Source organism: Streptomyces sp. NPDC054866 (genome assembly GCF_053610745.1).
Genome location: NZ_JBSGZA010000001.1, coordinates 856,960 through 883,850 on the forward strand (window position 1 = coordinate 856,960; position 26,891 = coordinate 883,850).

General features: G+C 70.1%; 22 protein-coding genes. 16 read left to right on the forward strand and 6 right to left on the reverse strand.

The genetic code is table 11. The features are described 5' to 3' along the window. Positions 1-38: 38 nt before the first annotated feature. Both ACWGI2_RS03645 and ACWGI2_RS03650 read left to right on the forward strand, forming a co-directional pair. Entirely contained in the window at positions 39-572 is a 534-nt protein-coding gene (locus ACWGI2_RS03645) for an SRPBCC family protein (RefSeq protein ID WP_453394486.1), read from the forward strand. Continuing rightward, the gene (locus tag ACWGI2_RS03650) at positions 572-1,669 is read left to right on the forward strand and encodes an LLM class flavin-dependent oxidoreductase (RefSeq protein WP_453394487.1); all 1,098 of its coding nucleotides are present in this window, start codon (positions 572-574) and stop codon (positions 1,667-1,669) included. Before ACWGI2_RS03645 ends, ACWGI2_RS03650 begins: the two co-directional genes overlap by 1 nt. Here the strand turns inward: ACWGI2_RS03650 and ACWGI2_RS03655 are convergent. After that, positions 1,572-2,768: a methyltransferase gene (locus tag ACWGI2_RS03655; RefSeq protein ID WP_453694645.1), complete on the reverse strand. Its 1,197-nt coding sequence runs from the start codon at positions 2,766-2,768 to the stop codon at positions 1,572-1,574. The genes ACWGI2_RS03650 and ACWGI2_RS03655 overlap by 98 nt on opposite strands. A 288-nt stretch (positions 2,769-3,056) precedes the next feature. On the opposite strand from ACWGI2_RS03655, the gene qcrB reads away from it, so the two are divergent. Both qcrB and ACWGI2_RS03665 read left to right on the forward strand, forming a co-directional pair. Next, entirely contained in the window at positions 3,057-4,706 is a 1,650-nt protein-coding gene (qcrB, locus tag ACWGI2_RS03660; protein WP_453394488.1) for a cytochrome bc1 complex cytochrome b subunit, read from the forward strand. 55 nt (positions 4,707-4,761) lie between these two features. Then, a complete protein-coding gene (locus tag ACWGI2_RS03665) occupies positions 4,762-5,613 on the forward strand; it encodes a metallophosphoesterase family protein (RefSeq protein WP_453693564.1) in 852 nt (283 codons plus the stop codon). On the opposite strand, the gene ACWGI2_RS03670 is transcribed toward ACWGI2_RS03665, so the two are convergent. The 3 genes from ACWGI2_RS03670 to ACWGI2_RS03680 form a co-directional block, all read right to left on the reverse strand. Further along, a complete protein-coding gene (locus ACWGI2_RS03670) occupies positions 5,614-6,573 on the reverse strand; it encodes an ADP-ribosylglycohydrolase family protein (protein ID WP_453394490.1) in 960 nt (319 codons plus the stop codon). It lies immediately after the preceding gene. Between the two features lie 38 nt (positions 6,574-6,611). Beyond that, positions 6,612-8,858 carry a terpene synthase family protein gene (locus ACWGI2_RS03675; RefSeq protein ID WP_453693566.1) on the reverse strand — a complete coding sequence of 749 codons (2,247 nt, stop codon included), beginning with the start codon at positions 8,856-8,858 and terminating at the stop codon, positions 6,612-6,614. Between the two features lie 118 nt (positions 8,859-8,976). Further along, positions 8,977-10,953, reverse strand: coding sequence for an endo-beta-N-acetylglucosaminidase (locus tag ACWGI2_RS03680; RefSeq protein WP_453693568.1), 1,977 nt, complete (start codon positions 10,951-10,953; stop codon positions 8,977-8,979). Positions 10,954-11,125: 172 nt separating this feature from the next. Between ACWGI2_RS03680 and ACWGI2_RS03685 the strand changes: the two genes are divergently transcribed. From ACWGI2_RS03685 to ACWGI2_RS03740, 12 genes are all read left to right on the forward strand, one after another. Further along, positions 11,126-12,172, forward strand: a complete 1,047-nt coding sequence (locus tag ACWGI2_RS03685; RefSeq protein ID WP_453693570.1) for a LacI family DNA-binding transcriptional regulator — start codon at positions 11,126-11,128, stop codon at positions 12,170-12,172. A gap of 68 nt (positions 12,173-12,240) precedes the next feature. Beyond that, entirely contained in the window at positions 12,241-13,884 is a 1,644-nt protein-coding gene (locus ACWGI2_RS03690) for an ABC transporter substrate-binding protein (RefSeq protein WP_453693572.1), read from the forward strand. A gap of 93 nt (positions 13,885-13,977) precedes the next feature. Then, positions 13,978-14,955 (forward strand): ABC transporter permease, encoded by a 978-nt coding sequence (locus ACWGI2_RS03695; protein ID WP_453694646.1) that lies wholly within the window; start codon positions 13,978-13,980, stop codon positions 14,953-14,955. Further along, positions 14,952-15,899 (forward strand): ABC transporter permease, encoded by a 948-nt coding sequence (locus tag ACWGI2_RS03700; protein ID WP_453693574.1) that lies wholly within the window; start codon positions 14,952-14,954, stop codon positions 15,897-15,899. Before ACWGI2_RS03695 ends, ACWGI2_RS03700 begins: the two co-directional genes overlap by 4 nt. Next, the gene (locus ACWGI2_RS03705; protein WP_453693576.1) at positions 15,896-16,921 is read left to right on the forward strand and encodes an ABC transporter ATP-binding protein; all 1,026 of its coding nucleotides are present in this window, start codon (positions 15,896-15,898) and stop codon (positions 16,919-16,921) included. Before ACWGI2_RS03700 ends, ACWGI2_RS03705 begins: the two co-directional genes overlap by 4 nt. After that, positions 16,908-17,969: an ABC transporter ATP-binding protein gene (locus tag ACWGI2_RS03710; RefSeq protein ID WP_453693578.1), complete on the forward strand. Its 1,062-nt coding sequence runs from the start codon at positions 16,908-16,910 to the stop codon at positions 17,967-17,969. Before ACWGI2_RS03705 ends, ACWGI2_RS03710 begins: the two co-directional genes overlap by 14 nt. Before the next feature lie 16 nt (positions 17,970-17,985). After that, positions 17,986-19,245 carry an alpha-L-fucosidase gene (locus ACWGI2_RS03715; protein WP_453694647.1) on the forward strand — a complete coding sequence of 420 codons (1,260 nt, stop codon included), beginning with the start codon at positions 17,986-17,988 and terminating at the stop codon, positions 19,243-19,245. A gap of 50 nt (positions 19,246-19,295) precedes the next feature. Next, positions 19,296-21,242: a beta-N-acetylhexosaminidase family protein gene (locus ACWGI2_RS03720; RefSeq protein ID WP_453693580.1), complete on the forward strand. Its 1,947-nt coding sequence runs from the start codon at positions 19,296-19,298 to the stop codon at positions 21,240-21,242. A gap of 338 nt (positions 21,243-21,580) precedes the next feature. Next, positions 21,581-22,450, forward strand: coding sequence for a TetR family transcriptional regulator C-terminal domain-containing protein (locus tag ACWGI2_RS03725; RefSeq protein ID WP_453693582.1), 870 nt, complete (start codon positions 21,581-21,583; stop codon positions 22,448-22,450). A 75-nt stretch (positions 22,451-22,525) separates the two neighbouring features. Beyond that, positions 22,526-23,422 (forward strand): 3-keto-5-aminohexanoate cleavage protein, encoded by an 897-nt coding sequence (locus ACWGI2_RS03730; protein ID WP_453394500.1) that lies wholly within the window; start codon positions 22,526-22,528, stop codon positions 23,420-23,422. 35 nt (positions 23,423-23,457) lie between these two features. Beyond that, positions 23,458-24,453 (forward strand): 3-hydroxyacyl-CoA dehydrogenase NAD-binding domain-containing protein, encoded by a 996-nt coding sequence (locus ACWGI2_RS03735; RefSeq protein ID WP_453693584.1) that lies wholly within the window; start codon positions 23,458-23,460, stop codon positions 24,451-24,453. Continuing rightward, positions 24,450-24,962, forward strand: a complete 513-nt coding sequence (locus ACWGI2_RS03740) for a thioesterase family protein (RefSeq protein WP_453394502.1) — start codon at positions 24,450-24,452, stop codon at positions 24,960-24,962. Before ACWGI2_RS03735 ends, ACWGI2_RS03740 begins: the two co-directional genes overlap by 4 nt. A gap of 12 nt (positions 24,963-24,974) precedes the next feature. On the opposite strand, the gene ACWGI2_RS03745 is transcribed toward ACWGI2_RS03740, so the two are convergent. Both ACWGI2_RS03745 and ACWGI2_RS03750 read right to left on the reverse strand, forming a co-directional pair. Further along, on the reverse strand, positions 24,975-25,445 hold the full coding sequence (locus ACWGI2_RS03745; RefSeq protein WP_453394503.1) for an excalibur calcium-binding domain-containing protein: 471 nt from the start codon (positions 25,443-25,445) through the stop codon (positions 24,975-24,977). 94 nt (positions 25,446-25,539) lie between these two features. Continuing rightward, positions 25,540-26,856 carry an MFS transporter gene (locus tag ACWGI2_RS03750; protein WP_453693586.1) on the reverse strand — a complete coding sequence of 439 codons (1,317 nt, stop codon included), beginning with the start codon at positions 26,854-26,856 and terminating at the stop codon, positions 25,540-25,542. Positions 26,857-26,891: the final 35 nt, after the last annotated feature.

Below are 26,891 nucleotides of genomic sequence, written 5' to 3' on the forward strand. Positions count from 1 at the left end.
TCAGAGAGGTAAGCAGGGCGACAGAGAGGCGGCCCCCGATGGAGTGGACAGGCGCGCGTTACGCGGACAAGCCGACGGCCGAGGTGCGCACACGGATCGCCGCGTCACCGGAACGCGTGTGGGAGCTCGTCTCCGACATCGGCCTGATGCCCACGCTGAGCGCGGAGCTGCGGTCGGTCGAGTGGCTGGACGGTGCGGCGTGGCCCGCGCTCGGAGCGCGGTTCGTCGGCCGCAGCGAGCACGCGTCCTTCGGCGCGTGGCAGACCACGTCGTACGTCGTGGAGTGCGAGGCCCCGCGCGTGTTCGCCTGGGCGGTGGAAGACCCCGAACAGCCCAGTGCCGTCTGGCGGTTCAGCCTCACGGCGGCGGACGACGGCGGCACCGAGCTGACCCAGTGGATGCAGATGGGACCGGGCCGCTCGGGCCTCTCGTACGCGATCGACCGGATGCCGGAGAAGGAGCAGAAGATCGTGTACGTACGGATGCGGGAGTTCGAGCGGAACATGACGGCCACGCTGGACGCGATCAAGAAGCTGGCCGAGGGCGCCGACTCCACGGAGGCGGGCGCCTGATGCGCACGTCGACGACCATCGAGGCGTCCGGGCCGAACTGGCGGGAGACCGTCGACTTCGTCACCGAGGCCGAGAAGCTGGGCATGGACATCTGCTGGGTCGCGGAGGCGTGGGGCGCCGAAGCGCCGTCCCCGCTCGGCTACTTGGCCGCGCGCACGGAACGTATCCTGCTCGGCTCCGGCATCATCCAGCTCGCCACCCGCACCCCGGCGGCCATCGCCCGCGCGGCGATCACCCTCTCCAACATCTCCGGGGGCCGCTTCCTCCTCGGGCTCGGCCCGTCAGGACCGCAGGTGATCGAAGGCCTGCACGGAGTGCCGTTCGCGCGGCCGCTCACCCGGATGCGGGAGACGGTGGAGATCGTCCGCCAGGCGGCCACGGGGGAGAAGATCTCGTACGCGGGACGGGAGTTCACGCTTCCGCTGCCCGGCGGCGAGGCAAGGCCCATGCGTCTGTCCATGCGCGCCGAACACGAACTGCCCGTCCATCTGGCCACCCTCTCGCCCAAGATGCTGCGCCTGACCGGCGAGATCGCCGACGGCTGGCTGGGCACCAGCTTCGTCCCGGAGGGCGCGAAGGAGGCCTACTTCGACCACCTCGACGCGGGCCTGGCCGCCTCCGGCCGCACCCGCCGCGACCTGGACATCTGCCAAGGCGCCGAAGTGGCCTTCGCCGACGACGAGGACGCGCTGCGCGCGATGGTCGCGGGCCGCAAGAAGGAGCTCGCCTTCAGCCTGGGCGGCATGGGCTCCGCCACCACCAACTACTACAACAATGCCTACAGCAGGCAGGGTTGGGCCGGCATCGCCGCCGAGGTCCGCGAGCGCTGGCAGTCCGGCGACCGCGACGGCGCCGCCACACTGATCACCGACGACATGGTCCTCGCCACCACCCTCATCGGTACCGAAGACATGGTCCGCGAGCGGCTGAGGGTGTGGCGTGGCGCGGGCGTGGACACCGTCCGCTTCTACCCGGCGGGCGAGAGCCTGGAGGCGCGGCTCACGACCCTGGGGCGGGCGATCGATCTGGTGCGGCAGGTGGAGGAGCAGGAGAGCGCTCCGGCCGCCCGGCCGCCGTCAGGCGCCACAGCGACGTGACCTCCGCCGCACGGGCCGCGTGCAGGGGATCCTCGGGGTCGGAGGCCCGCGCGTGCCGGGGCAGGGTGTCGAGGCGGGCGGCGACCCGCAGGCCCGCCGCCGCGAAGGCCGAGCGGAGTTCACCGGGGGCGCGCAGGCCCAGATGCTCTGCCAGGTCCGACATGATCAGCCAGCCTTCGCCGCCGGGCAGCAGATGAGCGGCCAGGCCCGTCAGGAAGGCGTGGAGCATGGCGCCCTTGGGATCGTAAACGCCCTGCTCAAGCGCCGAGTTGGGCTTCGCGGGGAGCCAGGGCGGGTTGCACACGACGAGGGCGGCGCGGCCCGGCGGGAAGAGTGCGTCGCCGGCGGTGATCTCCACCTGGCTCGTCAGGCCGAGGCGGCTCATGTTGGCGCGGGCGCAGGCCACCGCGCGGGGGTTGTTGTCGGTGGCCACGACGCGGCGGACTCCGCGCCGGGCCAGGACGGCGGCCAGGACGCCGGTACCGGTGCCGAGGTCGAAGGCCGGTCCGCCGTGCGAGGCGGGGCGGGGCAGCGGCGCCCGCGCCACCAGGTCGACGTACTCGCCCCTGACCGGTGAGAACACCCCGTAGTGCGGGTGGATCCGGGCGTCGATCGCGGGGACGTCCACACCCTTCGTGCGCCACTGGTGCGCGCCGAGCACACCGAGCAGCTCCCGCAGGGAGACCACCGAGGGGGTGGGCAGGGGCGGGCCGTACGCCTCCTCGCAGGCGGCCCGGATGTCCGGCGCCCTGCGCAGGGCGAGCGTGTGGTCCGCGCCCAGCGGCACGAGGAGCCTGCCGAGCACGCGGGCCCGGTGGCCACTGGCGCGGCGCTGGAGGTGGAAGGCCGCCGTCGGTGACGCGACCGCGGCGGGGGCCTTGCGGTCGATCCGGCGGCCCATCGCGCGCAGCAACTGGCACGCCTGGTGGTAGTCGCCCCGCCACAGCAGGGCGGTGCCTTCGCAGGCCAGGCGGTGGGCGGTGGACGCGTTCATACGGTCGTCGGCCATGACGACATGACGGGGTACCGGCATTCCGGACTCGGAGTGCCAGCGGGCGGTGTGCTCGGTGTCGCCGTCGGTCCAGTGGATCCAGCGGATCTCGGACACAGAAACTCCTCAGAGAGTGAACGTGCAGGGGCACGAACAGCACTTCGACGAGGAGCGGGAGCGGTCGGCTCAGGACTTCCTTGAGGAGATGGGCCGTGAGGAGGGCGAATGTCTCATACGGGACCGCGGCCGGGCAATCGAATTCCCGGCCCCTCAGCCGTGGCCACCCCTACCGGGTCTGACCAGCGGATCCGATGATCGTCAACTACCGGTGTGGCAGGGCCTGTTGGCTCCGGGAAACCCTTGATCTAACCTGGTAGCCGCCTGAGGGGGAGACGAATGAGCGGAAGCGTCGAGCACACCCGGGAAAGCAAACGGCCGGAGCCCGCCGGTAAGGGGGAGCGGGTCGCCGACTGGGCGGACGGCCGCCTCGGCATCAACACGCTGGCCAAGAGCCAGATGCGCAAGATCTTTCCCGACCACTGGTCCTTCATGTTCGGGGAGATCTGCCTCTACAGCTTTCTCATCCTGATCCTCACCGGGGTCTGGCTGACGCTGTTCTTCGAGCCGAGCGGCGCCGAGGTCGTCTACGACGGCGTCTACACCCCGCTCAAGGGCATCCAGATGACCCGGGCGTTCGAGTCCACGGTCGAGATCAGCATGGAGGTGCGCGGCGGTCTGCTGATCCGGCAGATCCACCACTGGGCCGCGATCGTCTTCGTCGCCGCCATGCTCGTGCACATGATGCGGGTGTTCTTCACCGGCGCCTTCCGCAAGCCGCGCGAGGTCAACTGGCTGTTCGGCTGGACGCTGCTGTTCCTCGGAATCATCACCGGCCTCACCGGATACTCGCTCCCGGACGACCTGCTCTCGGGCACCGGCATTCGCTTCGCGCAGGGCGCGATCCTGTCCGTCCCGGTGGTGGGGACGTACCTCTCCTTCTTCCTCTTCGGCGGAGAGTTCCCGGGCGACGCCATCATTCCGCGGCTCTTCAGCGTCCATGTCCTGCTGTTGCCGGGGATCATGCTGGGGCTCGTCGTCGCCCACCTGATCCTGGTCTTCTACCACAAGCACACCCAGTTCGCCGGGCCGGGAAAGACCGAGAAGAACGTGGTCGGGGCGCCGTTCATGCCCATCTACATCGCCAAGGCGGGCGGCTTCTTCTTCCTCGTCTTCGGCGTCCTGGCGTTCATGGGCGCGGTCGCCACCATCAACCCCGTGTGGGTGATCGGGCCCTACCGCCCGGACCTGGTCTCCACGGGCGCTCAACCCGACTGGTATCTGGGCTTCTCCGAAGGCCTGATCCGGGTGATGCCCAGCTGGGAGATCAACGCGTGGGGGCACACGCTCGAACTGGGCGTCTTCATCCCCTTCTCGCTCTTCCCACTCATCCTGATGGCCATCGCCGTCTATCCGTTCATCGAGGCCTGGGTCACCGGCGACAAACGCGAGCACCACATCGCGGACCGGCCGCGCAACGCCCCGGTGCGCACCGGGCTCGGCGTGGCGTGGCTGACGCTGTTCGCCGTACTGATGGTCGGCGGCGGCAACGACATCTGGGCCACGCACTTCCATCTCTCCATCAACGCGATCACCTGGTTCGTGCGGATCGCCTGCTTCGCCGGACCGGTCATCGCCTTCTACGTGACCCATCGATGGTGCATGGGGCTCCAGCTCCGCGACCGCGAGAAGGCGCTGCACGGCCGGGAGAGCGGCACGATCAAACGCCTGCCCCACGGTGAGTACGTGGAGGTCCATGTGCCGCTCACGCAAGGTGAGTTGTACAAGCTGACCGCACACGAGCAGCCCAAGCCGTACGAGATCGGCCCGGCCGTCGACGAGCACGGCGTCGCACGCAAGGTCACCCGGGGCGAGCGGATGCGGGCGCGCCTGGGACGGGCCATGTACGGCCCGTCGGCGCAGGTGCCCAAGGCGACGCCCGAGGAGTATCTGGAGATCCAGCAGGGTGGCGGGGACGGGCATCACTGAGGGATGGGGTGGCAGGGCCACCGAATACGTCGATCAGCCTCACGGAGTGACCCAAGTGCCGCAGAACCGCCCGAAGTTGTACGCCATCAGTGATCTGCACGTCGCGTACGACGACAACCGGAAGTTCCTCGAGTCCCTGCGCCCGGAGACCGACGAGGACTGGCTGATCGTCGCGGGGGACACCGCCGAGCGCATGGCCGACGTCGAGTGGGCGCTGCGCACTCTCACCGAGCGTTTCGCCAAGGTGGTGTGGACGCCGGGCAACCACGAACTGTGGACGCCCCGCGACGACCCGAACCAGCTGCGCGGCGAGGCCCGCTACCGCCATCTCGTGGACCTGTGCCGCTCGTTGGGCGCCGCGACCCCGGAGGACCCCTACCCGGTCTGGCGCGGCGAGGGCGGCCCCGTCACGGTGGCGCCGCTGTTCCTGCTCTACGACTACACGTTCCGCCCCGAGGGCACGTACGCGAAGCGGGACGCGCTGGAGGCCGCGCACGCGGCGGGCGTCGTCTGCACCGACGAGGTACTCCTGCACCCCGACCCCTACCCGGGCCGCGACGACTGGTGCCGCGCCCGCGTGGCGTTCACCGAGGAGATGCTCGCCCGACGGACGCCCGGCCTCCCCACGGTCCTGATCAACCACTGGCCGCTGGTGCGCGACCCCACCCGGATCCTGCACTACCCCGAGTTCGCCCTGTGGTGCGGCACCGAACTGACCGCCGACTGGCACGTGAAGTACGAGGCGGCGGCGGTGGTCTACGGCCATCTGCACATCCCCCGCACCACCTGGCACGACGGAGTCCGCTTCCAGGAGGTCTCGGTCGGCTACCCCCGCGAGTGGCGCCGCGACCATCACCCCGCCCCACGCCTCCGCCAGATCCTGCCGGAGCCGCGGGACGCCGGATAGTCAGCCGGGCCGGGGCGCGTCCAGCCTGCGGGCGAGATCGAGCAGGTCGGCGAGGCGCAGCGTCCGGCCCGGTACGGCGGAGCCCGGGAGCGGGACGTGCAGGGGAGCCGTCCATGCGGTGGGTACGGCGGCGAGGCCGTGCCGGGCGCCGGCCAGGGCGCCGGTGACCGCGGCCACGGTGTCCGTGTCGCCGCCCAGGTCGACCGCCGCGCGCACCGCGTCCTCGTACGACGCCGTGGCGCGCAGTGCCCAGACGGCCGAGCCCAGACAGGGCCAGACGGCGCCGTTGAACTCGGTGGCGTCGTCCGGGTGCCAGTAGGGGGCCAGGGCGAGCGCGTACCGGTCGCGGTGGTCCGGGTGGACCAGGGCCAGCGTCTGTGCGATGTGATCCAGCGGATCGGCGCCTTCCAGCGTCAGCCGCAGCAGTTCGTGGAAGATCGCCGTGCCTTCCCAGGCCGCGCGGTCGCCGTGGGTGAGGGCGGCGATGCGGCGGGCCGCGTCCATCGTGGCCGCCCGGCCGGCGCGGGCGAAATAGAGGGCCGCGGTGGTGGCGCGCATGAGCGAACCGTTCCCCGCGGCACGCGTGTTGACCTGGAAGTGGACCTGGGCGGCGAGGTCCCACGGCAGGCCGTTGGTGAGTACGTCCTCCGTCTGGAGGCCGATGTCCTTGGGTTCGGCCGCCGCCCACCGCTGGAAGCGGCGGAAGATGTCGGGCAGGTCGAGCCCCGCGTTCGTGAGCAGCGAGTCGGCGACGTGCACGGCCATCTGCGTGTCGTCCGTCGCCTCCCCGGCGTCCCAGCCGCCGCCCCCGCACATCTCCCCGCCCCGGCCGGGCTCCGGGAAGCGCGTCGAGAAGTCACCCGCGAGCCCGAACTCGAAGGGCGCCCCCAGCGCGTCCCCCACGGCGGATCCGACGAGGGCGCCCGCGGCGCGCTGGGCACGGTCGGGGAGAGGACTCATGAGGGCAGGCTAGCCCCGCCGCGCTCCGGCGGGCGGCGTCACCCCCGCCCGAGGCCGAGCGCCCCGTCCATCTGACGGTCGACGGCGAGCCCGAACTCCCGCAGCCAGTCCGGGCGTACGGCAGCCATACCCAATCCCGACGGGGGCCGCAGCGGGCCGTGGGACAGGTCCTCCTCGCGGTAGCGGCGGCAGTCGCGGTGCCAGGTGTAGATGCCCGCCATCCAGTTCTCCAGCTCGCGCACATAGCCGTCGAGGATGTCCCGCGTCTCCTGCGGCAGGGCGAAGTCGTCGTACAGGACGGGGAGTTCGTGCGTTGCGACGTGCTGGAACTGGCTCAGCCGGGACTTCATCAGGTCGTCGATGATGCCGAGCGCCGTCGGGTAGTCGCAGCCGAAGAAGTTCTGGACGACGAGGATGCCGTTGTGGATCTCGCCCTCGTACTCGATCTCCTTCTGGTACGAGAAGACGTCGTTCATCAGGGCGGAGTAGTCCCCGGCAGCGTTCTCCAGGCTCTGCATGGGGCCCGTGCGGTAGATCTCCTGCGGGACCTGGGGGCCGTTGCCGAGGCGGCACAGGCTCATCGTGAGCGGGGCGCCGAAGGTGAGGCGGCGCATCTCGATGTAGTCCACGGGGTCGGGGATACGGTTCTGCGCCTGGTTGTCCAGCTCCCAGAGCCAGCTGGCCGTCATCACCTCGATGGCGGTCCGCAGCGTGCGGCGCCCCTCCTGGTCCATCGGCTCCGCCGTGCGCACCCACAGGTCGGCGAGCCCCCGCTCCATCGCGTTCGTCGGCACTGGCATGTCGGCGAAGTCCAGCGGCATGAAGAGCGAGAGCCGCTCGTTGCAGAGCTTCGCGCCCGTCAGGTCGCGGGGCCTGCCGAAGACCACGGGGAAGTAGTCGTCCCCGTACGTCCCCCAGGTCAGCCACTGCGAGCCCAGGTCGAGAGCTTCGAGGTCCGCGTCCGGGTGGATCCCCGCGGCGCAGAGCGGGAAGTCGTAGCCGTACAGCTTGCGCGCGTCCCAGATGTCCGAACTCGGCACACCGGGCTGGGGCCGGAGCATGCCCATCCGGTCCGCCCACTCGACGGCGCGCGGGCGCGCCGCCTCCAGGTGCGGCGAGAGCCGGGTCTCGTACGGCAGGTCGAAGTCGGGCAGCCGTGACGGGCCCACCCGCTGGAAGGGCACATGGGTGTAGCCGCGCAGCCGCTCCGCACCCGTGGCGGCGATCAGCGCCTTGATCCCGGCGGCCGACGTGCCAGGTCCTGTGGGGCCGTCGAGCGGCGAAGGCGTGGCGCCGCCCTTGTTCATGTAGCGGCTCGACACCATGTGCCACTCCTGCCCGCCGGACTGCCAGTCCTGGAGCCCCTTGGTGTACGCGAGGACGTCCGCGCACTCCTTCGCGGGCAGCCCGGTCTCCGCGAACAGCGGGGCGAGTTCGGTCAGCGCCGTGTTCTCGAACTGCTGCATCCGCGAGGTCAGGAGGTCGTTCACGGCATCCGCCGCCTCCTGCGTGGTGCAGCCGAGGAACTTCTCAAGTACCAGCACCCCGTTGGACAGTTCACCCTCGTCCTCGATCTCCCGCTGGTACGAGAAGAGGTCGTTGCGCAGGTGGACGGCGTCGGAGAACGTCTCCTTGAGGACGCGCAGCGGCCTGGAACCGGCGACGGCCGGGGGAACCTCCGCGCCCGTCGCGTACTCGATGAGCCCCGCCGACCAGGGCGCACCGCCCACCTTGCGGCGCATCTCGATGTACTCGACGGGGTTGGCGATCCGGCCCTCGTTGATGTTCGAGAGCTCCCACAGGGATTCGTTGAGCAGATTCTCCGTGCTCTCGGCGAACCGCGCCCGCCACTCACGCGACATGTACGGCACCGTCCGCGCCCACAGGTCCGCGAGACCCGCCTCGACCGGATTCGTCGGCTTCGGCACGGGTGTGGACAGGTCCATCGGCATGAAGGCGGGCAGCCGGTCCAGATAGGCCTTGCCGCCCTCGCGGTCCTGGGTCCGCTTGAACAGTTCGAGGAAGTGGTCGTCGAAGAAGAACACCCACACATACCAGTCGGTGACCAGGGACAACGCGCGGCCGTCACAGTCGGGGTGGGTGTACGCGCACAGCAGCGCGTAGTCGTGGGCGTCTAAGTCACGCTGCTCCCAGACGCCCGACCCCTCCAGCATCCCCATGCCACGTGCCCACTTCCTCGAGTGCTCCCTCGCCTCTTCCACATGGGGGTTGAGGCGGGCGGGATGCACCATGTAGAAGGTGGGCAGTTCAAAGGGCTGCGACATACGGCGTACTCCTCGCGACGGCGGCTTACGGGCAGCGAAGCACTACCCCGGCGGGGGGTGGCCGATGCGGCGAGCGCCGGAGGGTCACACCATTGCGTGACCCGCGGAGTTCAAACCCTCAACGGAGCCACTCCATGCGCGTGGTGGCGGGCTCACCTCGGGTGCCGTCCGGGGCCACCGGTGTGAGGGTCAGTTCCGTGTGCGCCTCGCTTGCGGCCCTGCGCAGGGACTTCACGTAGTACACCTCGTCGTAGATCCGCCCCAGCCACTCCTCCCCGCGGTGGACGTCGTAGTACCAGACCTGCCCGGGGTCCGCGAGATGCCAGGAGAGGAACACCTCGGCGGTCCCGCCGTCGACGTACGCGGCGTCGATCCGGAAGCCGCAGGGGCGCTCCGGCGGCGGCAACGGGCCCTCGCGCAGGGCGAGTTCACCGAGGTATAGGCGAGAGGCGGCGCGCACCGCGAGCGCCGCGATCGTGCGCCCGCGGAACTCGGCGAGCGAGCGGGCCTCGGTGTGCCATCCGGCTCCGGAACCCGCCCCCATCCGCCGCCATACGAAGGTGCCCGGATCGTCGGCGAAGAGCAGCCCCACCTCCGGCGCGCTCCCCGAGAAGGTGGCCGAGAGCGTCTCCTCGCCCGTGCGCACCGCTAGCTCCGTCTTGTAGAGGCGGACCGTGGTGCCGCCCGGAATGCGCAGGCAGGAGCCGCCGTCGTAGGCCCGTGTGTAGTCGAAGTCGGGCGTCTCCCCGCCCGCGGAACCCTCCGTCCCCTCCGTCCCCTCCGTCCCCTCCGTCCAGAACTGCCACGTGGGCAGCACGTCCTGGATCGACGCGTTGTACCAGTCCGAGTCGCTCGCGCGGCGCCCCGCCAGGAAGAAGCCGCGGCCGTGCCCGGTGTTGAAGCGGGTGACGAAGGGGAACGCGCCGATCACCGAACGCTCGGTGATGTGGTGGGCCACGCCGTCCCACTTGTGGGGGTTGGCGGGGTCCGGCGCGCCGGGCTCATGAAGCTGGGTGCGGCCGGTCCGCGTGGGGTCGCCCGCGGGACCCGACCAGTACTGCCGCTCGCGCTCGAAAGCGGGGCCCTGGTCCTGAGGGTCCTCGTGCCCGGGATGCAGCTCCCAGACGAAGTGCGAGCCGAACAGGGCCCAACTGGTCCTCGCGGGAGCCGAATCGGGGAAGATCAGCCGCGGGTCGTACTCCGGATCGAAGCCGAACTGCTCGTTCTCCGTGCCGTGGAAGACCGCCTCGTACGGATCGCGGCCGAGGCGCAGGGCCGTGGCCCGGGAAGTCTCCACCCCCGCCTCGGTCATCCAGTAGTTGGCGAAGAAGCTGTCGGCGGCGGACTCCAGCCAAGGGGCGTTCTCGTCGTTCAGGTGGTTGAGGTAGTCGAGGCCGCCGTCCGGCCTGATCGTGTCGTACCACTGGAGATGGAAGCCCTCCGGAGCCCGGGAGCGGAGATACGTGAGCAGCTCGCGCAGCCGCTTCGCCTCGTCGGGCGGGGTCTCGGCCTCATGATTGATGAAGTAGCCGTCGAATCCGAAGTATTCGGCCATCTCGATCAATTTGTCCGCCACCGGGTACGAACCGTCCGCATGCCGTTCGAGATACGGGGCGAAATCCCCCGGCCGCGGCCAGAACCAGCAGCCGAGACTTCTGACGCCATTGCGGTGGGCGGCGTCCGTATAGGCGGGGTTGGGCGGATTGATCAGGCCGTGCACGATGCGGTCGGGCTCGGCGCCGGGCTCGGCGCCGGGCTCGGCGCCGGGTGATCCGTCGACCGGCAGGCCGTGCCAGGAGCCGTAGAAGTCCGAGTACTGCCAGAAGCGGAGCAGGCGCCGGGCAAAGGCGTCGTCGTACTTGCGGGCGGTGAAGAAGGCGCCGTCGTAGTCGTTGCAGAGGTTCATCACCTGGGCGCCCGTGGGGAGTTGAGGGCGGGCCTGGGTCGCGGGGAACGGTGCGATGCGCGCGGCGAGCGGCACGCGTGAGCGGAAGTACCTCGCCCAGCGGTCGGTCCGCGGACTCCAGTTCTTCAGCGCCTCGGCGTCGTACCCGTGCATGAAGGGCTGATGACAGGGTGCGGATGTCGGGCTCATCCGGGTGAGAGTGAAGCAGGAACAAGCCTCCGTCAATACCCGTAACAGCACCGGAATTTGGATTCCTACGCCCTCTTGTCCCCGGCGCCTTTAGCGCTTTAGCCTGCTCGCCCTCAAGCGCTTTAGCTCTGCGGCCGGCATCCGGCGGCACCCACGCGAGGGGAGGTCACGCATGCGCCGCACCCCGGCCCGACGCCCCACCATCAAGGACATCGCCCTGCGGGCCGGTGTCTCGGAGAGCGCGGTCTCCTTCGCGCTCAACGGCCGGCCCGGAGTCTCCGAGGCCACGCGCGGCCGCGTCCGCCGGGTCGCCGAAGACCTCGGCTGGCAGCCGAGCGCCGCCGCTCGTGCCCTCTCGGGCGAGGGGTCGGGCACGGTCGGTCTCGTCCTCGCGCGCCCCGCGAAGACCCTGGGCGTCGAGTCGTTCTTCCTCCAGCTGGTCTCCGGCATCCAGGAGGTGCTCTCGCGCCGCAACCTCGGTCTGCTCTTCCAGGTCGTCGAGGACATCGACGCGGAGTGCGCGGTCTACCGCCGCTGGTGGGCCGAGCACCGCGTCGACGGCATGCTCGTCGTCGACCCGCGCGGCTCGGACCCACGCCTCGCGCTCCTCGACGAACTAGGGCTCCCCGCCGTCGTGGTGGGGACACTGCCGGATCCGCACACCGACCATCCCGGCATCTCCAACCTCTGGGCCGACGACGCGCTCGCCATGGCCTCCATCGTCGACCACCTGTACGGCCTGGGGCACCGCCGCATCGCGCACATCGCGGGCCTGCCCGACCTCACCCACACCCGGCGGCGCATCGACTCCCTGCGGGCGGAGGCCGAGCGCCGCGGGCTGCGGCACGTGGACTCGCTCACCACGGACTACTCCGACACCCAGGGCGCCGAGGCCACCCGGCAGGTCCTGGCGTGGGACCCGCGGCCCACGGCGATCGTCTACGACAACGACGTCCTGGCCGTCGCGGGCCTCGGTGTCGCCGCCGAGCGCGGCATCGCCGTACCGGCCGACCTGGCCATCGTCGCCTGGGACGACTCCGTCCTCACCCGCTCCACCCACCCCACGCTCACCGCCCTCGTCCGCGACACCGCCGTCTACGGCGGGCACGCCGCCGAGCAGCTGATCGCCCTCCTCGACGGCGGCCCCGCCGTCCGCGTCCAGGACGAACTCCCGCATCTGGAGGCGCGCGGCAGCACCGCCGCCCGCGCCGCCCCCTGACCCGCCCCGCGCACCCGCGTACCGTCCCCGCCTGCCCGACAACGTTGCCAACCGGAGGTATCAAAGCCATGAAGTGGACCAGACTGGGCGTCACGGGCGCGGCCGCTCTCGCGCTCGCCGTCACCGCGGCAGGCTGTTCGGCGACCCCCGCCGCCTCCGGCGGCAGCGGCTCGGACTCCTTGACCGTGAACATGGGCTTCTCCGGCAACACCATTGCCCGCAACTTCAACCCCTTCTCCCTCAAGGCGAGTCAGGGCACCTTCGGCTTCCAGTACGAGCCGCTGTTCGCCTTCAACACCCTCCAGGGCGGCAAGTTCGTGCCCTGGCTCGCCACCAAGTACGCCTGGTCCGACGGCGGCAAGGAGATCACCATCGATCTCGACAAGCGCGCCAACTGGAGCGACGGCACGAAACTGACTGCCAAGGACGTCGTCTTCGCCCTGGAGTACGTCACGAAGCAGGACCTCCCCGTGGAGTGGAAGTTCGAGTACGAGAAGGCCAAGGCGACCGACGACCACACCGTCGAGATCACCTTCGACACCCCCGGCTACGCCCGCCTGCGCAGCATCGGCTCCATCCGCCCCGTACCGGAGAAGATTTGGAAGGGCAAGAACGGCAAGACCTTCACCAACCCGGAGCCGGTCGCCAGTGGCCCCTACACGCTCGAGCGGTACGCCGCACAGCAGCTCACCTTCGAGGCCAGGGACGACTACTGGAAGCAGAAGGTCCCGGTGAAGACCCTCAAGGCGCCGGTGGTCGCCTCGTCGTCCGAGATAGGCAAGCTGCTCAGCGGTGAGGTCGAGTGGAGCGGCGGCGCCGTCCCCGACGTCAAGAAGTCGTACGTCGACAAGGACCCGAAGAACCACCACGCCTGGTACCCCACCTACGGCGGCACCTACATGTTCTTCAACCACAAGAAAGCGCCCTTCAAGGACGTCCACGTCCGCAAGGGCATCTCGCTCGCCGTCAACCGCTCCGAGCTCGCCGACGTCGGCAACCCGGGCATGTTCGAGCCGCTCAACCTCACCGGACTCGACACCAAGACGCAGGGCAAGTGGATCGACGCCAAGTACCAGGACGCCGAGCAGCCCAAGCCCGAACTCGCGGCGGCTGAAGCGGAGTTCGCCAAGGCCGGCTACAAGAAGAAGGACGGAAAGCTCGTCGGCAAGGACGGCAAGCAGCTCAGCTTCAAGATCCTGGAGGTGACCGAGTTCGCCGACGCCATCCAGCGCGACAAGGTGCTCGCCCAGCAGCTGAAGCAGGCCGGCATCAAGGTCGAGGTCGAGCCCATGGCCAGCGCCCAGCTGGACACGGCGCGCCAGGAGGCCCAGTTCGACGTCCTGGTCGGCGGCGCCGTCTTCTACAACACGCCGTACAACTTCTACAAGGACATGCTGCACAGCAAGAACGGCGGCATCTGGACCAACTACGGCCATTACAAGAGCGCCAAGGCCGACGGCATCCTCAAGGAGATGGAGCGCGCAGGCGACGACGCCACCATCAAGAAGCTCTCCGCGAAGCTGGAGAAGCTGATGATCGACGAGGTGCCCGCCGCCCCGCTCATCACGAACGGCGCCTCCACCCAGTACAACAGCAAGAACTGGACCGGCTGGCCGGACGAGAAGAACCCCTACGCCATCCCCGCGCCCTGGGCGGGCCCCACCGACATGGTGCAGACGATCCTGTCGCTGCGCCCGGTGAAGGCGGGCTAGGTGACCGGCATCGCCGCCGTGACCGCGGCCGATGAACGCGCCAAGGACCGGCCGGCGGGCCGCCGCGTCCGGCTCGGCGCCGCCCGCTACTTCGTGCAGCGGCTCGGCTTCTACCTGGCCGCCGCCTGGATCGCCGTCACGCTCAACTTCCTGCTGCCCCGCCTGATGCCCGGCGACCCGGCCTCCGCGCTCATCGCGCAGATGCAGGGGCGCTCGGCGCTCAGCGGGGAGCAGATCGCCAGCATCTACCGGCTCTTCGGCGACCCGGGCGAACCCCTCTGGAGTCAGTACGTCACCTACCTCGGGCAGGTGGCGCGCCTCGACTTCGGCCTCTCCGTGGCGTTCTTCCCGACCCCGGTGTGGGAGGTCATCAGCGCCGGGCTGCCGTGGACGATAGGGCTCGTCGGCGTCACCGCCGTCCTGTCGTTCGTCATCGGCACCGCGGGCGGCATCATGGCGGGCGGTCGCGCGGGCTCGCGTACCGACTCGGTGGCCACGCCCGGGGCGATGTTCCTCAACGCCCTTCCCACCTTCTGGATCGCCCTGCTCTTCGTCCTCGTCTTCGGCTTCCAGCTGGCGTGGCTGCCGACCGGCGGCGCGTACGACGGGGATCTGACCCCGGGCTTCTCGGCCGCCTTCATCGGCAGTGTCATCAGCCATGCCGCGCTGCCCGCGCTCACCATCGCCCTGGGCTGGTCGGCCACGTGGTTCATCGGCATGCGGAACATGATGATCACGACGGTCTCCGAGGACTACGTGCTCCTCGCCCGCGCCAAGGGCCTCGGCAGGACCCGCGTGATGTTCCGGTACGCGGCCCGCAACGCGATCCTGCCGAGCGTCGCGGGCTTCGCCATCAACATCGGCAACGTGGTCGGCGGTCAGCTCCTGGTGGAGGCTGTCTTCGCCTATCCCGGCGTCGGCTATCTGCTCTACCAGTCCGTGGCCAGCGTCGACTATCCGCTGATGCAGGCCCTGTTCCTGATGGTCTCGCTGTCGGTGCTCGCCGCGAACTTCCTCGCCGACTCCGTGTATGGCCTGATCGACCCACGCGCAAGGGAGGGCCGCGCATGAGGCTCAAGGTGGTTCCTCGCCTGCCGGAGAACCGCAAGGTGCGGGGCCTGCCGGAGAACCGCAAGGTGCGGGCCGGGATCGCGATCCTGGTGTTCTTCGCGCTGTTCGCGCTGGCCGGTCCCTTCCTCGTGGAGGACGTCTTCGGGCTCTCCGCCACCGCCATCCACACCGCCGACGGCATGCAACCCCCTTCCGGTGAGCACCTGTTGGGCACGACAGCCACCGGCGAGGACGTCCTTGCCCAGCTCGTCGTGGGAAGCCGGGTCTCGCTGCTCGTGGGCCTGGTCGCCGCCGTCATCTCGACCACCCTGTCCGTACTCGTCGGCGTCGCGGGCGGCTATCTGGGCGGAACGGCGGACGCGCTGCTCACCGCGGGCACGAACATCGCCCTGGTCATCCCCAGCCTGCCGCTGCTCATCATCGTCGCCAGTTACGTCAAGGGGCGCGGCGGCTGGCTCACCGTGGCCCTCATCATCGGCCTCACGTCCTGGCCGTGGGGCGCACGCGGGAAACGCGCGCAGACCCTCTCGCTGCGGCGGCGTGACTTCGTGACGGCCGCCGAGATGACCGGCGAGAGCCGCTGGTGGATCATCACTCGCGAGCTGATCCCCAGCATGGCTCCGCTGATCTCGGCGAGCTTCCTGTCCGCCGTGGTCCTCTCGATGTTCGCCGACGCCGGGTTGTCCTTCATCGGCCTCGGCAACATCAACCTCACCAGCTGGGGCTCGATGCTCTACTGGGCGCAGAACGCGTCGGCCCTCGCGCGCGGAGCCTGGTGGTGGTTCATCCCGCCCGGCGCCTGCATCGCCCTTGTCGGGATCGCCGCCGGACTCATCAACTTCGGCATCGACGAGATCGCCAACCCCCGTCTGCGCAAGCCGAGTCGGGCCGTACGCCGCCGGGCAGCCTCCGCGGCGGCGCACACCCCCGAGGAGGCACGATGAACGACAGTCACGACGTGCTCCTGTCCGCGCGAGGCCTGCGCGTCGACTACTTCGACCAGGCGGAACCCGTCCACGCCGTACGCGACGTCGACCTCACCCTCTACCGCGGGGAGACCCTCGGGATCGTGGGCGAGAGCGGCTGCGGCAAGTCCACCCTGGTGACGGCACTGACCCGCCTTGAGCGCCCGCCCGCCGTGACGACGGGCGGCACGGTCGACTTCCACGGCACCGAAGGAACGGTCGACCTGCTGCGGCTCACCGAACGCGAACTGCGCGCCCTGCGCTGGGAACGTATCGCGATCGTCTTCCAGAGCGCCATGAACGCCCTCAACCCCGTGCACCGGCTCGGCGCCCAGTTCGCCGACGTCCTGCGCCTGCACCGCGGCCTGTCGCGGGCCGACGCGTGGCGGCGGGCGGGGGAGCTGCTCGGCATGGTCGGCATCCCCGCCGACCGGGTGCGCGCCTATCCGCACGAGCTGTCCGGCGGGATGCGGCAGCGCGCGACGATCGCCCTCGCCCTCGCCTGCGAACCCGACCTCGTGGTGATGGACGAGCCGACGACCGCCGTGGACGTGGTGATGCAGCGGCAGATCCTGCGCCAAGTAGCCCGACTCAAACGTGAGTTGGGTTTCTCCGTCATCTTCATCACCCACGACCTGTCTCTCCTCATCGAGATCGCCGACCGGATCGCTGTCATGTACGCGGGCCGCGTCGTCGAGACCGGACAGGCACGGCAGCTGTACGCCGACCCGCGGCACCCCTACACGGCCGCCCTGCGCAGCGCCTTCCCGCCGCTGCACGGACCGCGCCGCGAGATCACCGGCATCCCCGGATCGCCGCCGGGGCTCCGGCACCCGCCCGCCGGCTGCCCCTTCCATCCGCGCTGTCCGAAGCGGTTCGACCCCTGTGACGCGGAAGTCCCCGCGCTGCTCGCCGGGGAGGGCGGCGGGGTCGCCTGCCACCTGCACGACGAGCGTTACGAGCGGCAGAACGAGCCGAGGAGCACCAATGTCCGTGGGTGAACCGGTAGTTGACCCGGCACGTGAACCGGTACTCGTTCCCGCACGTGAACCGGTACTTGGGGCCCGCGAGGTCACGAAACGCTTCCCTCTGCACGGCCCGGGGCAGCACGGCAAGGTCGTACGAGCCGTCGAGCCCACCACCCTCGCACTCCACGCGGGCCGCATCACCGCCCTCGTCGGCGAGAGCGGCAGCGGAAAGTCGACCCTTGCCCGGCTCCTCGCGCTCGGCTATCCGCCCAGCGAGGGCGAGATCCGCCTCGACGGCGCACCCGTGGTGGCGGCACGCTCGGCCAAGGCCAAGCGTGCCTACTACCGCCAGGTGCAGATGGTGTTCCAGGACCCCTTCTCCTCGCTCAGCCCCGTCCACCGGCTGCGCTACATCCTCGGCCGTCCGCTGCGGCTGCACGGCCACGTCCGGGGCAGGGCGGAGGTGGAGAAGGCCGTCGTCGACCTCCTGGAGCGGGTGAATCTCACCCCCGCCGACCAGTTCATCGACAAGTTCCCGCACGAACTGTCGGGCGGACAGCGCCAGCGCGTCGCCATCGCCCGTGCACTCGCCGCCCGCCCCAAGGTGCTGCTCGGTGACGAACCCGTGTCGATGCTCGACGTCTCCATCCGCCTCGACATCCTCAACCTCCTCGGCAGGCTCCGCGACGACGAGGGCCTGGCGATCCTCTACATCACCCACGACATCGCGAGCGCCCGCTACTTCGCCGACGAGATCAAGGTGCTCTACGCGGGCCAGCTCGTCGAGTCGGGTCCGGGCGACGCGATCGTGGAGAACCCCCGACACCCGTACACCCGGCTCCTGTTGGAGTCCGCGCCCGACCCGGACCGGGGCGGACTCCTCGACGAGCCGGAGGTCCTCGACGCCGAGGAGACGCTCGGTGAGCCGCCGAGCCTCGTGGACCCACCGGCCGGCTGCCGGTTCCATCCACGCTGCCCGATCGCCAGACCGGTGTGCGCCACGGCCTTTCCGCCGCGCACGCACTTCGACGACGGGCAGTGGGCCCACTGCTGGAGCTACGACGAGGACAATTTCAAGTGAAGGAGAACTGCCAGTGATTCAGCCGTGGTTCAAGGACGCCAAGCTCGGCATCTTCCTCCACTGGGGCATCTACAGCGTGGACGGAGTGGCCGAGTCCTGGTCCTTCTTCCACGACCAGGTGCCCTATGACCGCTACATGGCGCAGCTCGACGGCTTCACCGCCTCCGCCTACGACCCCGACGCCTGGGCCGATCTCTTCGTCCGCGCGGGCGCCCGCTATGCCGTGCTCACCGCCAAGCACCACGACGGGGTCGCCCTCTGGGACACGGCGGCGAACGACCTGTCCGTCGTCAAACGCACCCCCGCAGGCCGCGACCTCATCACCCCGTACGTCGCCGCCCTGCGCGCCCGAGGCATCAAAGTCGGCCTGTACTACTCGCACTTGGACTGGTCCCACCCCGACTACGCCACCGTGCGCCCCGACGGACAGGACCCCGCCGAACGCGGCAACCGCTACTCGATGCCCGCCGTCGGCGAGGAGTCCGAGGAGAGGTGGGCGGAGTTCCTCGCCTTCCACCGCGTACAGGTTCGGGAACTCCTCGAACGCTTCGAGCCGGACCTGCTGTGGTTCGACGGCGAATGGGAACGCAGCCCCGAGCAGTGGCGGATGGCGGAACTCGCCGACGAGATCCGGGCGCTCTCCCCGCACACCGTCGTCAACGGCCGCCTCACCGGCCACGGCGACTACGCCACCCCCGAGCAGGGCGTTCCGATCGAACCACCCTCCCAGCCATGGGAGTTGTGCCTCACCGTCAACGACTCCTGGGGCTACCAGCCGCAGGACACCCACCACAAATCACCGCGTCAGCTCGTCCGCATCTTCGTCGAAGCCATCGGAGGCGGCGGCAATCTACTCCTCGACGTCGGCCCGAAGGAGGACGGCACGCTGCTCCCCGAACAGACCGAGCGCCTCGAAGCGCTGGGGGAGTGGACGGGCCGCCACGCCGACGCGGTCCACGGGACGGTACGCGGCCTCCCGCACGGCCACTTCTACGGCCCTTCGACGCTCTCCGCCGACCGCCGCACCCTGTACGTGTTCCTCTTCGACCGGCCCAACGAGTACGTGGTGCTGCGAGGCGTACGGAACGGCGTGACGTCCGCCCGTGTGCTCGGCACGGACACCGCCGTCCGGCACGAGCGGGTCGGCGGCCTCGGCGACGTACCCGGCTGGGAGTACGTACATCTCACCGACGACCAGCTCGATCCGCTGTGCACGGTCATAGCCCTGGAACTCGACGGCGAACTCGACCTGTACCGCGCGCACACGCGCGACTGAGCGCTCCCCTTGATCCCACCCGCACCCCCATCCCGAAGTTCGGAGGCCCTATGCCCCGCACCACACGCAATCTCAGACCCAGGACGGCGCTTCTCGCGCTCGCCGTCCTGGCGATCCCCCTCGCACCATCCGCGGCCGCCGCGCCTTCCTCTACCCAGGAGGAAGCCGTGACCGGCCGGCTCCCCGTAGTGTCGCCCACCCCGCAGCACATGGCCCGTGCGGGCGACGACGTGCCGCTGGCCCGGCGCGCCGAACTCGTCGTCGGCGACGTCGCAGGGGAAACCGACGAGGTGGCCAAGCGCCGCGTCACCGAGACGCTGCGTGCCCACGGGGTGCGCGACATCGACGTACGCGCCAAGGCGTCGGGCCGTGCCCCGCTGACCGTGCTGCTCGGCCCGGCGACCCGGCCCGACATAGCGAAGGCGCTCGGCGGCACGAAGGTGCCCGCGCAGGCGGAGGGCTACGCCCTGCGTGCGGAGCGCCGCACCGTCGCGCTCGGCGGCAAGGACGCGACCGGCCAGTTCTACGCGGCGCAGACCCTCGGCCAGCTCATCTCCAAGGGGCGGATAGCCGGTGCCGAGGTCTCCGACTTCCCCTCCATGCCGCTGCGCGGCAGCATCGAGGGCTTCTACGGTCCGCCCTGGACCGAGGCCGAACGCCTCGACCAGATGGACTTCCTGGGCGACACCAAGGCCAACACCTACGTCTACGCGCCCAAGGACGACCCCTACCACCGGGAGAAGTGGCGCGAGCCGTACCCCGCGGACAAGCTCACCGAACTCGGCAAGCTGATCGACCGCGCGAGCGCCAACCACGTGCGCTTCACGTTCGCGGTCTCGCCGGGCGGCTCCATCTGCTACTCCGACCCGGCCGACGTCAAGGCGCTGACGGCGAAGCTCCAGGCGATGTACGACCTCGGGGTGCGGTCCTTCTCCGTCCCGCTGGACGACATCAGCTACACCAAGTGGAACTGCGAGGGCGACAAGGCCAAGTTCGGCGAGCCCGGCCGCGGACCGGCGGCGAAGGCGCAGGTGGGGCTCCTCAACACCATCCAGCGGGACTTCATCGCCAAGCACGAGGACGCCAACCCGCTGCAGATGGTGCCCACGGAGTACGGGGACCTCACCGACACGGCGTACAAGCAGACGATGCGCGCCGAGCTCGACGGCGCGGTGGAGGTGATGTGGACCGGGACGGACGTGGTCCCGCCTGAGATCACCAACTCCCAGGCGGAGAAGGCCGCGGAGCTGTTCGGGCGGAAGGTGTTCGTCTGGGACAACTACCCGGTGAACGACTTCGCGCGTACGGCGGGGCGGCTGCTGCTCGCGCCCTATGACAAGCGCGAGCCCGGTCTGTCCGGTCACCTGAGCGGCATCGTGTCCAACCCGATGAACCAGGAGGGCGCCAGCAAGCTCGCCGTCTTCACCATGAACGACTTCTCGTGGAACGACCGCGGGTACGAGCGGGCGCGGTCGGGGCGGCAGGCGGCGCTGTATCTCGCCGGGGGCGATGGGCGGGTCGCCGACGCGGTGCAGACGTTCGTGGACCTCAACCACGCGGCGCCCACCTTCGGTGAGTCGAACTGGCAGCCGCAGTCCCCGGTCCTCGGCCCGAAGCTGGACGCGTTCTGGAAGCGGTACGAGAGTGACCCCGCCGGGGCGGTACGGGCGCTGCGGCCCACAGCTCGGGAGATCGAGAAGGTCCCCGCGGTGCTGCGTGGCGGGGTGCCGGATGCTCTGTTCCTCCATGATGCGAAGCAGTGGCTTGATGCTACGGAGCTGTGGGGTTCCGCGATGCGGCATGGGCTTGCGGCGCTGTCCTTCGCCCAGGAAGGGGACTCGGCCTCGGCGGCGCGGGAGCGGGCCTCGATGGAGTCCCTCGCGGGACGGGCGCGGGCGATTTCCGTGGACCCGGCGGAGCATCATCAGCTGGGGGCGGTGAAGATTGCTGACCCGTTCCTGGATCAGTTCGTGAAGGGGGTCCAGGACAGGGTCTAGCCCCTGGGCTTCGCGACGGATTTCTTTCCCACCCACCCACCCGTTTACCCCGTAGTGCAGGGGGGAGCGGGTGGGTGGGCGTGCGTGGTCCCGTGCTGGTGGGTCGGTCGTCCCCGTCGTCCCCGTTGTGGGCAGGCGTTCCGCACGGCGGAACGGGTGGGCACAACGCACCGCTGCCGGGTCGCGATGTACGAGGCGCCAGCCCCGGCGGGGGAGGGAGACATTGCGATAACTGAGACGTCAGTCAGGATCGCAACCCCGGCGGGTAGCTGCGCAAAGGACCGCCCCGCGGATTCGCGGATTGCGATCAGCGCAACGTCAAGGTAGCGTCACCGCCCATGCAGCAAGACCCCGAGGTCGCGGACAGAGTCCGCAAGGTCATCGCCGACGCCGGAGCGACCCAGCGCGAGTTCGCCCGGCGCATCGTCATGGACCCCTCCAAGCTCTCCCGCTCCCTCGGTGGCACCCGCCGCTTCACCGCCGCGGAGCTGGCCCGCATCGCCGACACCGGCGGCGTGGACGCGGGCTGGCTCCTGGGCACCCAAAGCCTGCCGGGCACCCAGCACGTGGCACCCTCGGCCCGCCGGGAACGCACTGCCGCCGCCCCGGCGGAAGGCGGCCGCCCCCTCCAGATCGTCCGCGAAACCGTACGGCTCGTCGCCGAGCGCGGATTCCACGCCGTCCGCGTCGCGGACATCGCCGAAGCCTGCGCCACGAGCACCGCCGCCATCCACTACCACTTCCCCGGCCGCGACGACCTCCTGGAGGCCGCGGTCCGCTGGTGCATGGACGAGGACACCGCCCGCCGCGCGGCCCGCATCGCCGACGCGGCCGACGCCGCCGACGAGCTGCGCCAGCTGATCGAGCTCCAGACCCCCCGCACCCCGCAGCAGCGCTGGCAGTGGAGCGTCTGGCTCGACCTGTGGGCGGAGGCCGCCCGCTCCACCGCCGTGGGGCGGCTGCACGCCGAGTACTACCGGCAGTGGCGCGCGACCGTCGCCGACGTCATCCGGCGCGGCGTCGACCAGGGAGTGTTCCGCCTCGTCGATCCGCAGTCCGCCGCGCTCCGGCTCACCGCGCTGATCGACGGCCTCGCCACCCAGGTGCTCGCCTCCACCCCGGGAGACGACGGCACGACCCCCGACGACATGCACGAGGCGCTGCTCGTGTACGTGGACGCGACGCTCGCCGCGCCGAGACCCGCATAAGTATCAGCTGAGCTTCTGCAGTACCTCAGTAGTACCCACAGCCCCCAACACCCCACCCCCGAGGGAGAGTTCACCATGCCCGTGAATCAAGACGTCATCATCACCGCCGCCCTCACCGGAGCGGGCGACACCGTACGCAAGAGTCCGCACGTCCCCGTCACTCCCGAGCAGATAGCCACCTCCGCCGTGGAGGCCGCCGAGGCGGGCGCCGCCGTCGTGCACATCCACGTACGCGACCCCGAGACCGGCGACCCCTCGCGCGACCCCCGCCTGTACCGCGAGGTCGTCGAGCGCATCAAGGAGACCGGCACCGACGTCGTCATCAACCTCACCGCGGGCATGGGCGGCGACCTCGTCATCGACCCGGTCGAGCCGCTGAAGGAGCTCGGCGAGCTGCCCGGCACCGATCTCGTCGGCGGCCTGGACCGGCTTCCGCACGTCGAGGACCTGCTCCCGGACATCTGCACCCTGGACTGCGGCTCCCTCAACTTCGGCGACAACCTCTACATCTCCACCCCCGACATGCTCCGCCAGGGCGCCAAGCGCATCCAGGAGCTTGGCGTGCGACCGGAGTTGGAGATCTTCGACACCGGTCAGCTGTGGTTCGCCAAGCAGCTCCTCGCCGAGGGCCTGCTCGACAACCCGACCGTCTTCCAGCTCTGCATGGGCATCCCGTGGGGCGCCCCCGCCGACCCGGGCGTCCTCCAGGCCATGGTCAACATGCTTCCCGAGGGCGCCCAGTGGGCCAGTTTCGCGCTCGGCCGCATGCAGATGCCGTGGGTCGCCCAGTCCATTCTGCTCGGCGGTCAGGTGCGCGTGGGCCTGGAGGACAACCTCTACCTCGGCAAGGGCAACAAGGTCAGCAACGCCCAACTCGTCGAGCGTGCCGTGCAGATCACCGAGAACCTCGGCTCGCGCGTCGCCACGCCGGACGAGGCGCGCCAGAAGCTCGGCCTCAGGCCCCGCGCCTGACACCCCTCCCCCCCCCACGACGAGTAGGACCCCGCATGAACGACGCCACCCCCACACCCCCCGCCCCCTGCGCCCCCGAAGACGTACGCCGCATCGCCTGCGTCGGCGCCGGAGTGATCGGCGGCGGCTGGGTCGCCCACTACCTCGCCCGCGGCTACGACGTCACCGCCTGGGATCCCGCGCCCGACGCCGAGCAGAAGCTGCGCCGCCTGGTCGACGCGGCCTGGCCCGCGCTGACGCAGCTCGGCCTCGCCGAAGGCGCGTCGCCGGAGCGCCTCACCGTCACCGCCACCCTCGAAGAGGCCGTGGCCGACGCCCAGTTCGTGCAGGAGAGCGCCCCGGAGAAGCTGGAGCTGAAGCGCGATCTGCTGGCCAAGCTGGACGCCGCCGCGCCCGCCGGAGTCGTCATCGCCTCCTCCACCTCCGGCTACCCGATGACCGACATGCAGACCGAGGCCACCGACCCCGGGCGCCTCGTCGTCGGACACCCCTTCAACCCGCCCTACCTGATCCCGCTCGTCGAGGTGGTCGGCGGCGACAAGACCGCTCCCCACGCGGTCACTTGGGCGTCGCGCTTCTACGAGGTCGCGGGCAAGTCCGTGATCACCATGGCGAGCGAGGTCCCCGGTTTCATAGCCAACCGCCTCCAGGAAGCCCTGTGGCGCGAGGCCCTGCACATGGTCGCCAACGGCGAGGCCACGGTGAAGGAGATCGACGACTCGATCACCGAAGGCCCCGGCCTGCGCTGGGCGTTCATGGGCCCCATGCTCACCTTCGCGCTCGCGGGCGGCGAGGGCGGCATGGCCCACATGCTCGACCACTTCGGCCCGTCCCTGAAGTCCCCGTGGACGCGGCTCGAAGCACCCGAGCTGGACAAGGAGTTGTACGACGCCGTGGTCGCCGGATGCGACGACGCGGCGGACGGCAGGACCATCGCCGACCTGGTCGCCGAGCGTGACCAGGGAGTCATCGACGTACTGCGGGCGACGGGACGCCTGCCGCAGCAGCGCACCAAGGAGGAAACGAAGTGAGCGAGCCCCTGCACCGCGAGCGCGAGCCCCTCCCGCTCCTGCACCGGACCGTACGACCCGAGTGGATCGACTACAACGGCCATATGAGCGAGGCGTTCTACGTCCTCGTCTTCGGCTACGCGACCGACGCCATGATGATCGAGACGGGCCTGCACGCGGGATACCGCGAGGCGACCGGCTGCTCCCTCTACACGGTCGAGGCACACATCCGTTACCTCGACGACGTGGCGGAGGGTGCCCACCTCGCCGTCCGCACCCGCATCCTGGGCGCGGACGCCAAGAAGGCACGCTTCACCCACGAGCTGTACGTGACCGAGGAGCCCGAAGCGGAGATCGCCCCGGACGCGACCCCGGTGGCGACCACGGAACTCCTGGCCCTGCACGTCGACCAGAACGCGGGCCGCACAACCCCCTTCCCGGACCCGATCCGCGACCACCTGACGGCACTCTCGGAACAGGCCCCCGAGTGGGCGGGCCGCTCCATCGCCGAGGTACCCCGCCCGACCTGACCGCGCTGAACCTCAGGTGTCGCAGCCGACGCCGTCACCGTCACGGTCGAGGTGAGGTCCGTAACCGGGCTCACCGCGGTGGACGGGCGCGGCTCCCGCCGCACGGGCTTCGCTGCAGTTGCCGAACGAGACGCTGCCGCCCCCACCGGTGCCGGAGTCGCTGTCACCCGAGCCGGGATCGGCAGCTTCCGGCTGAGCGGTCACCGTGGCTTTCACCGTCTTGGTGGCTTTGACGGTCTTGGTGACGGTGGGGGCCGGCTCCGGTTTCACTGTCTCAGTTGCCGTGGCAGTCGCCGTGACGGTGGGAGTCGCGCTCGATTTCTTCTCGGCGGCCTTCGCCGTGGTGGTGTTGCCGTCGTCACCGAGCCCGGCCCCGAGCCCGATGAAGAAGGTGAGTGCGAGGGCGGGCAGCATGTAGCGCTTGCGCGCCCATTTCGGTGCGGCTCTTGGTGCGGACGGCGGTGCGGGATACGGATTGGCCATGGCGCCCCCTCAGAACGGGAAGGGGCATGACGCTAGTCCTGCGGTGTCGGATGTGAAGGTGCTTTGTTCGAGCAGTGACGGTTCCGTGACCGGCTCAGCGGTCCAGTTCCTTGTGCGCGGTTTCCGGGAGCCTGAGATACACCGCTGACGACGCCAGGCAGAGCGCGGCCACGTACCAAGGGAAGAGGCCCGGGTTGCCCATTTCCTTGAACAGGGTGCCCATGTACGGGGCCGTGCCGCCGAACAGGGCGACCGTGAGGGAGTACGGGAAGCCGATTCCCGCGGCCCGGACGTGGGCGGGGAAGATCTCCGCGTTCACGGCCGCCGAGATCGATGTGAAGCCGGTGAGCAGCACCATGCCCGCGCACTGCACCAGCAGGAGCGAGCCGAACGAGCCGTTCAGGGAGCGCAGCAGCGGCACGCTCAGGACGGCGAAGCCGAGTCCGAAGAAGAGCAGGAGCGGCCTGCGGCCGAAGCGGTCGGAGAGCAGTCCGCCGACCGGCTGGAGCAGCGCGAAGAACGCGAGCGAGAGGGTGCCGGAGAGCAGGGCCTGACTCTTGCTGATGTCGGTGTTCAGCTCGGCGTACGTCGGAAGGTACGACGTCCACGTGTAGTACGCGATCGTGCCGCCCGCCGTGATGCCGCAGATCAGCAGGGACTGGCGCGGATAGGTGCGCAGGGCGTCGAACAGTCCGGGCCGTTCGGATTTCTCCTGGGGCGCCTGATGGGTCTCGTACGCGCCCTGCCTGATCCAGAAGCCGACCAGGCTGAGCACCGCGCCGATGACGAACGGCAGCCGCCAGCCCCAGCCGTCCATCTGCCCGTCCGAGAGCGTGCCGACGAGCAGAGCCGCGATCCCGGAAGCGGCGAGCTGCCCCGCGCTCGTCGACACGTACTGGAAGCTGGAGAAGAGACCGCGCCGACCGGGCCCCGCGGACTCGACGAGGAAGGTCGTCGATGCAGCGAACTCACCGCCCACGGACAGGCCTTGGAGCAGCCGGGCCAGGACGAGGACGACCGGAGCCAGCACGCCGACCGACGCGTAGGTCGGCGTCAGGCCGACCAGCAGGCTGCTGCCGCCCATCAGCAGGATCGTGACGGTCGGCGCGGCGCGCCTGCCGCGCCGGTCGGCGACCGCGCCCATGAGCAGGCCACCGACCGGACGCATGAAGAAGCCGACCGCGAAGACGGCGAACGTGGAGAGCAGCGGTACGAGGGAGTTGCCCGAGCCTTTGGGAAAGACCTGGTCGGCGATGTACGTGGCGAGGAACGTGTACGCGTACCAGTCGTACCACTCCACGGCGTTGCCCACCGAAGCGGCGAGCAACTGCCGTATGGGGCGGCGGGTGCCGGCGGGGAGTGTGTCGGGCACGGGTTCGTGCCGGTGTTGCTGTGTCATGATCGCGACCATCCCCCGGCAGGACCCTCCGCACACGTCCGGCGTGT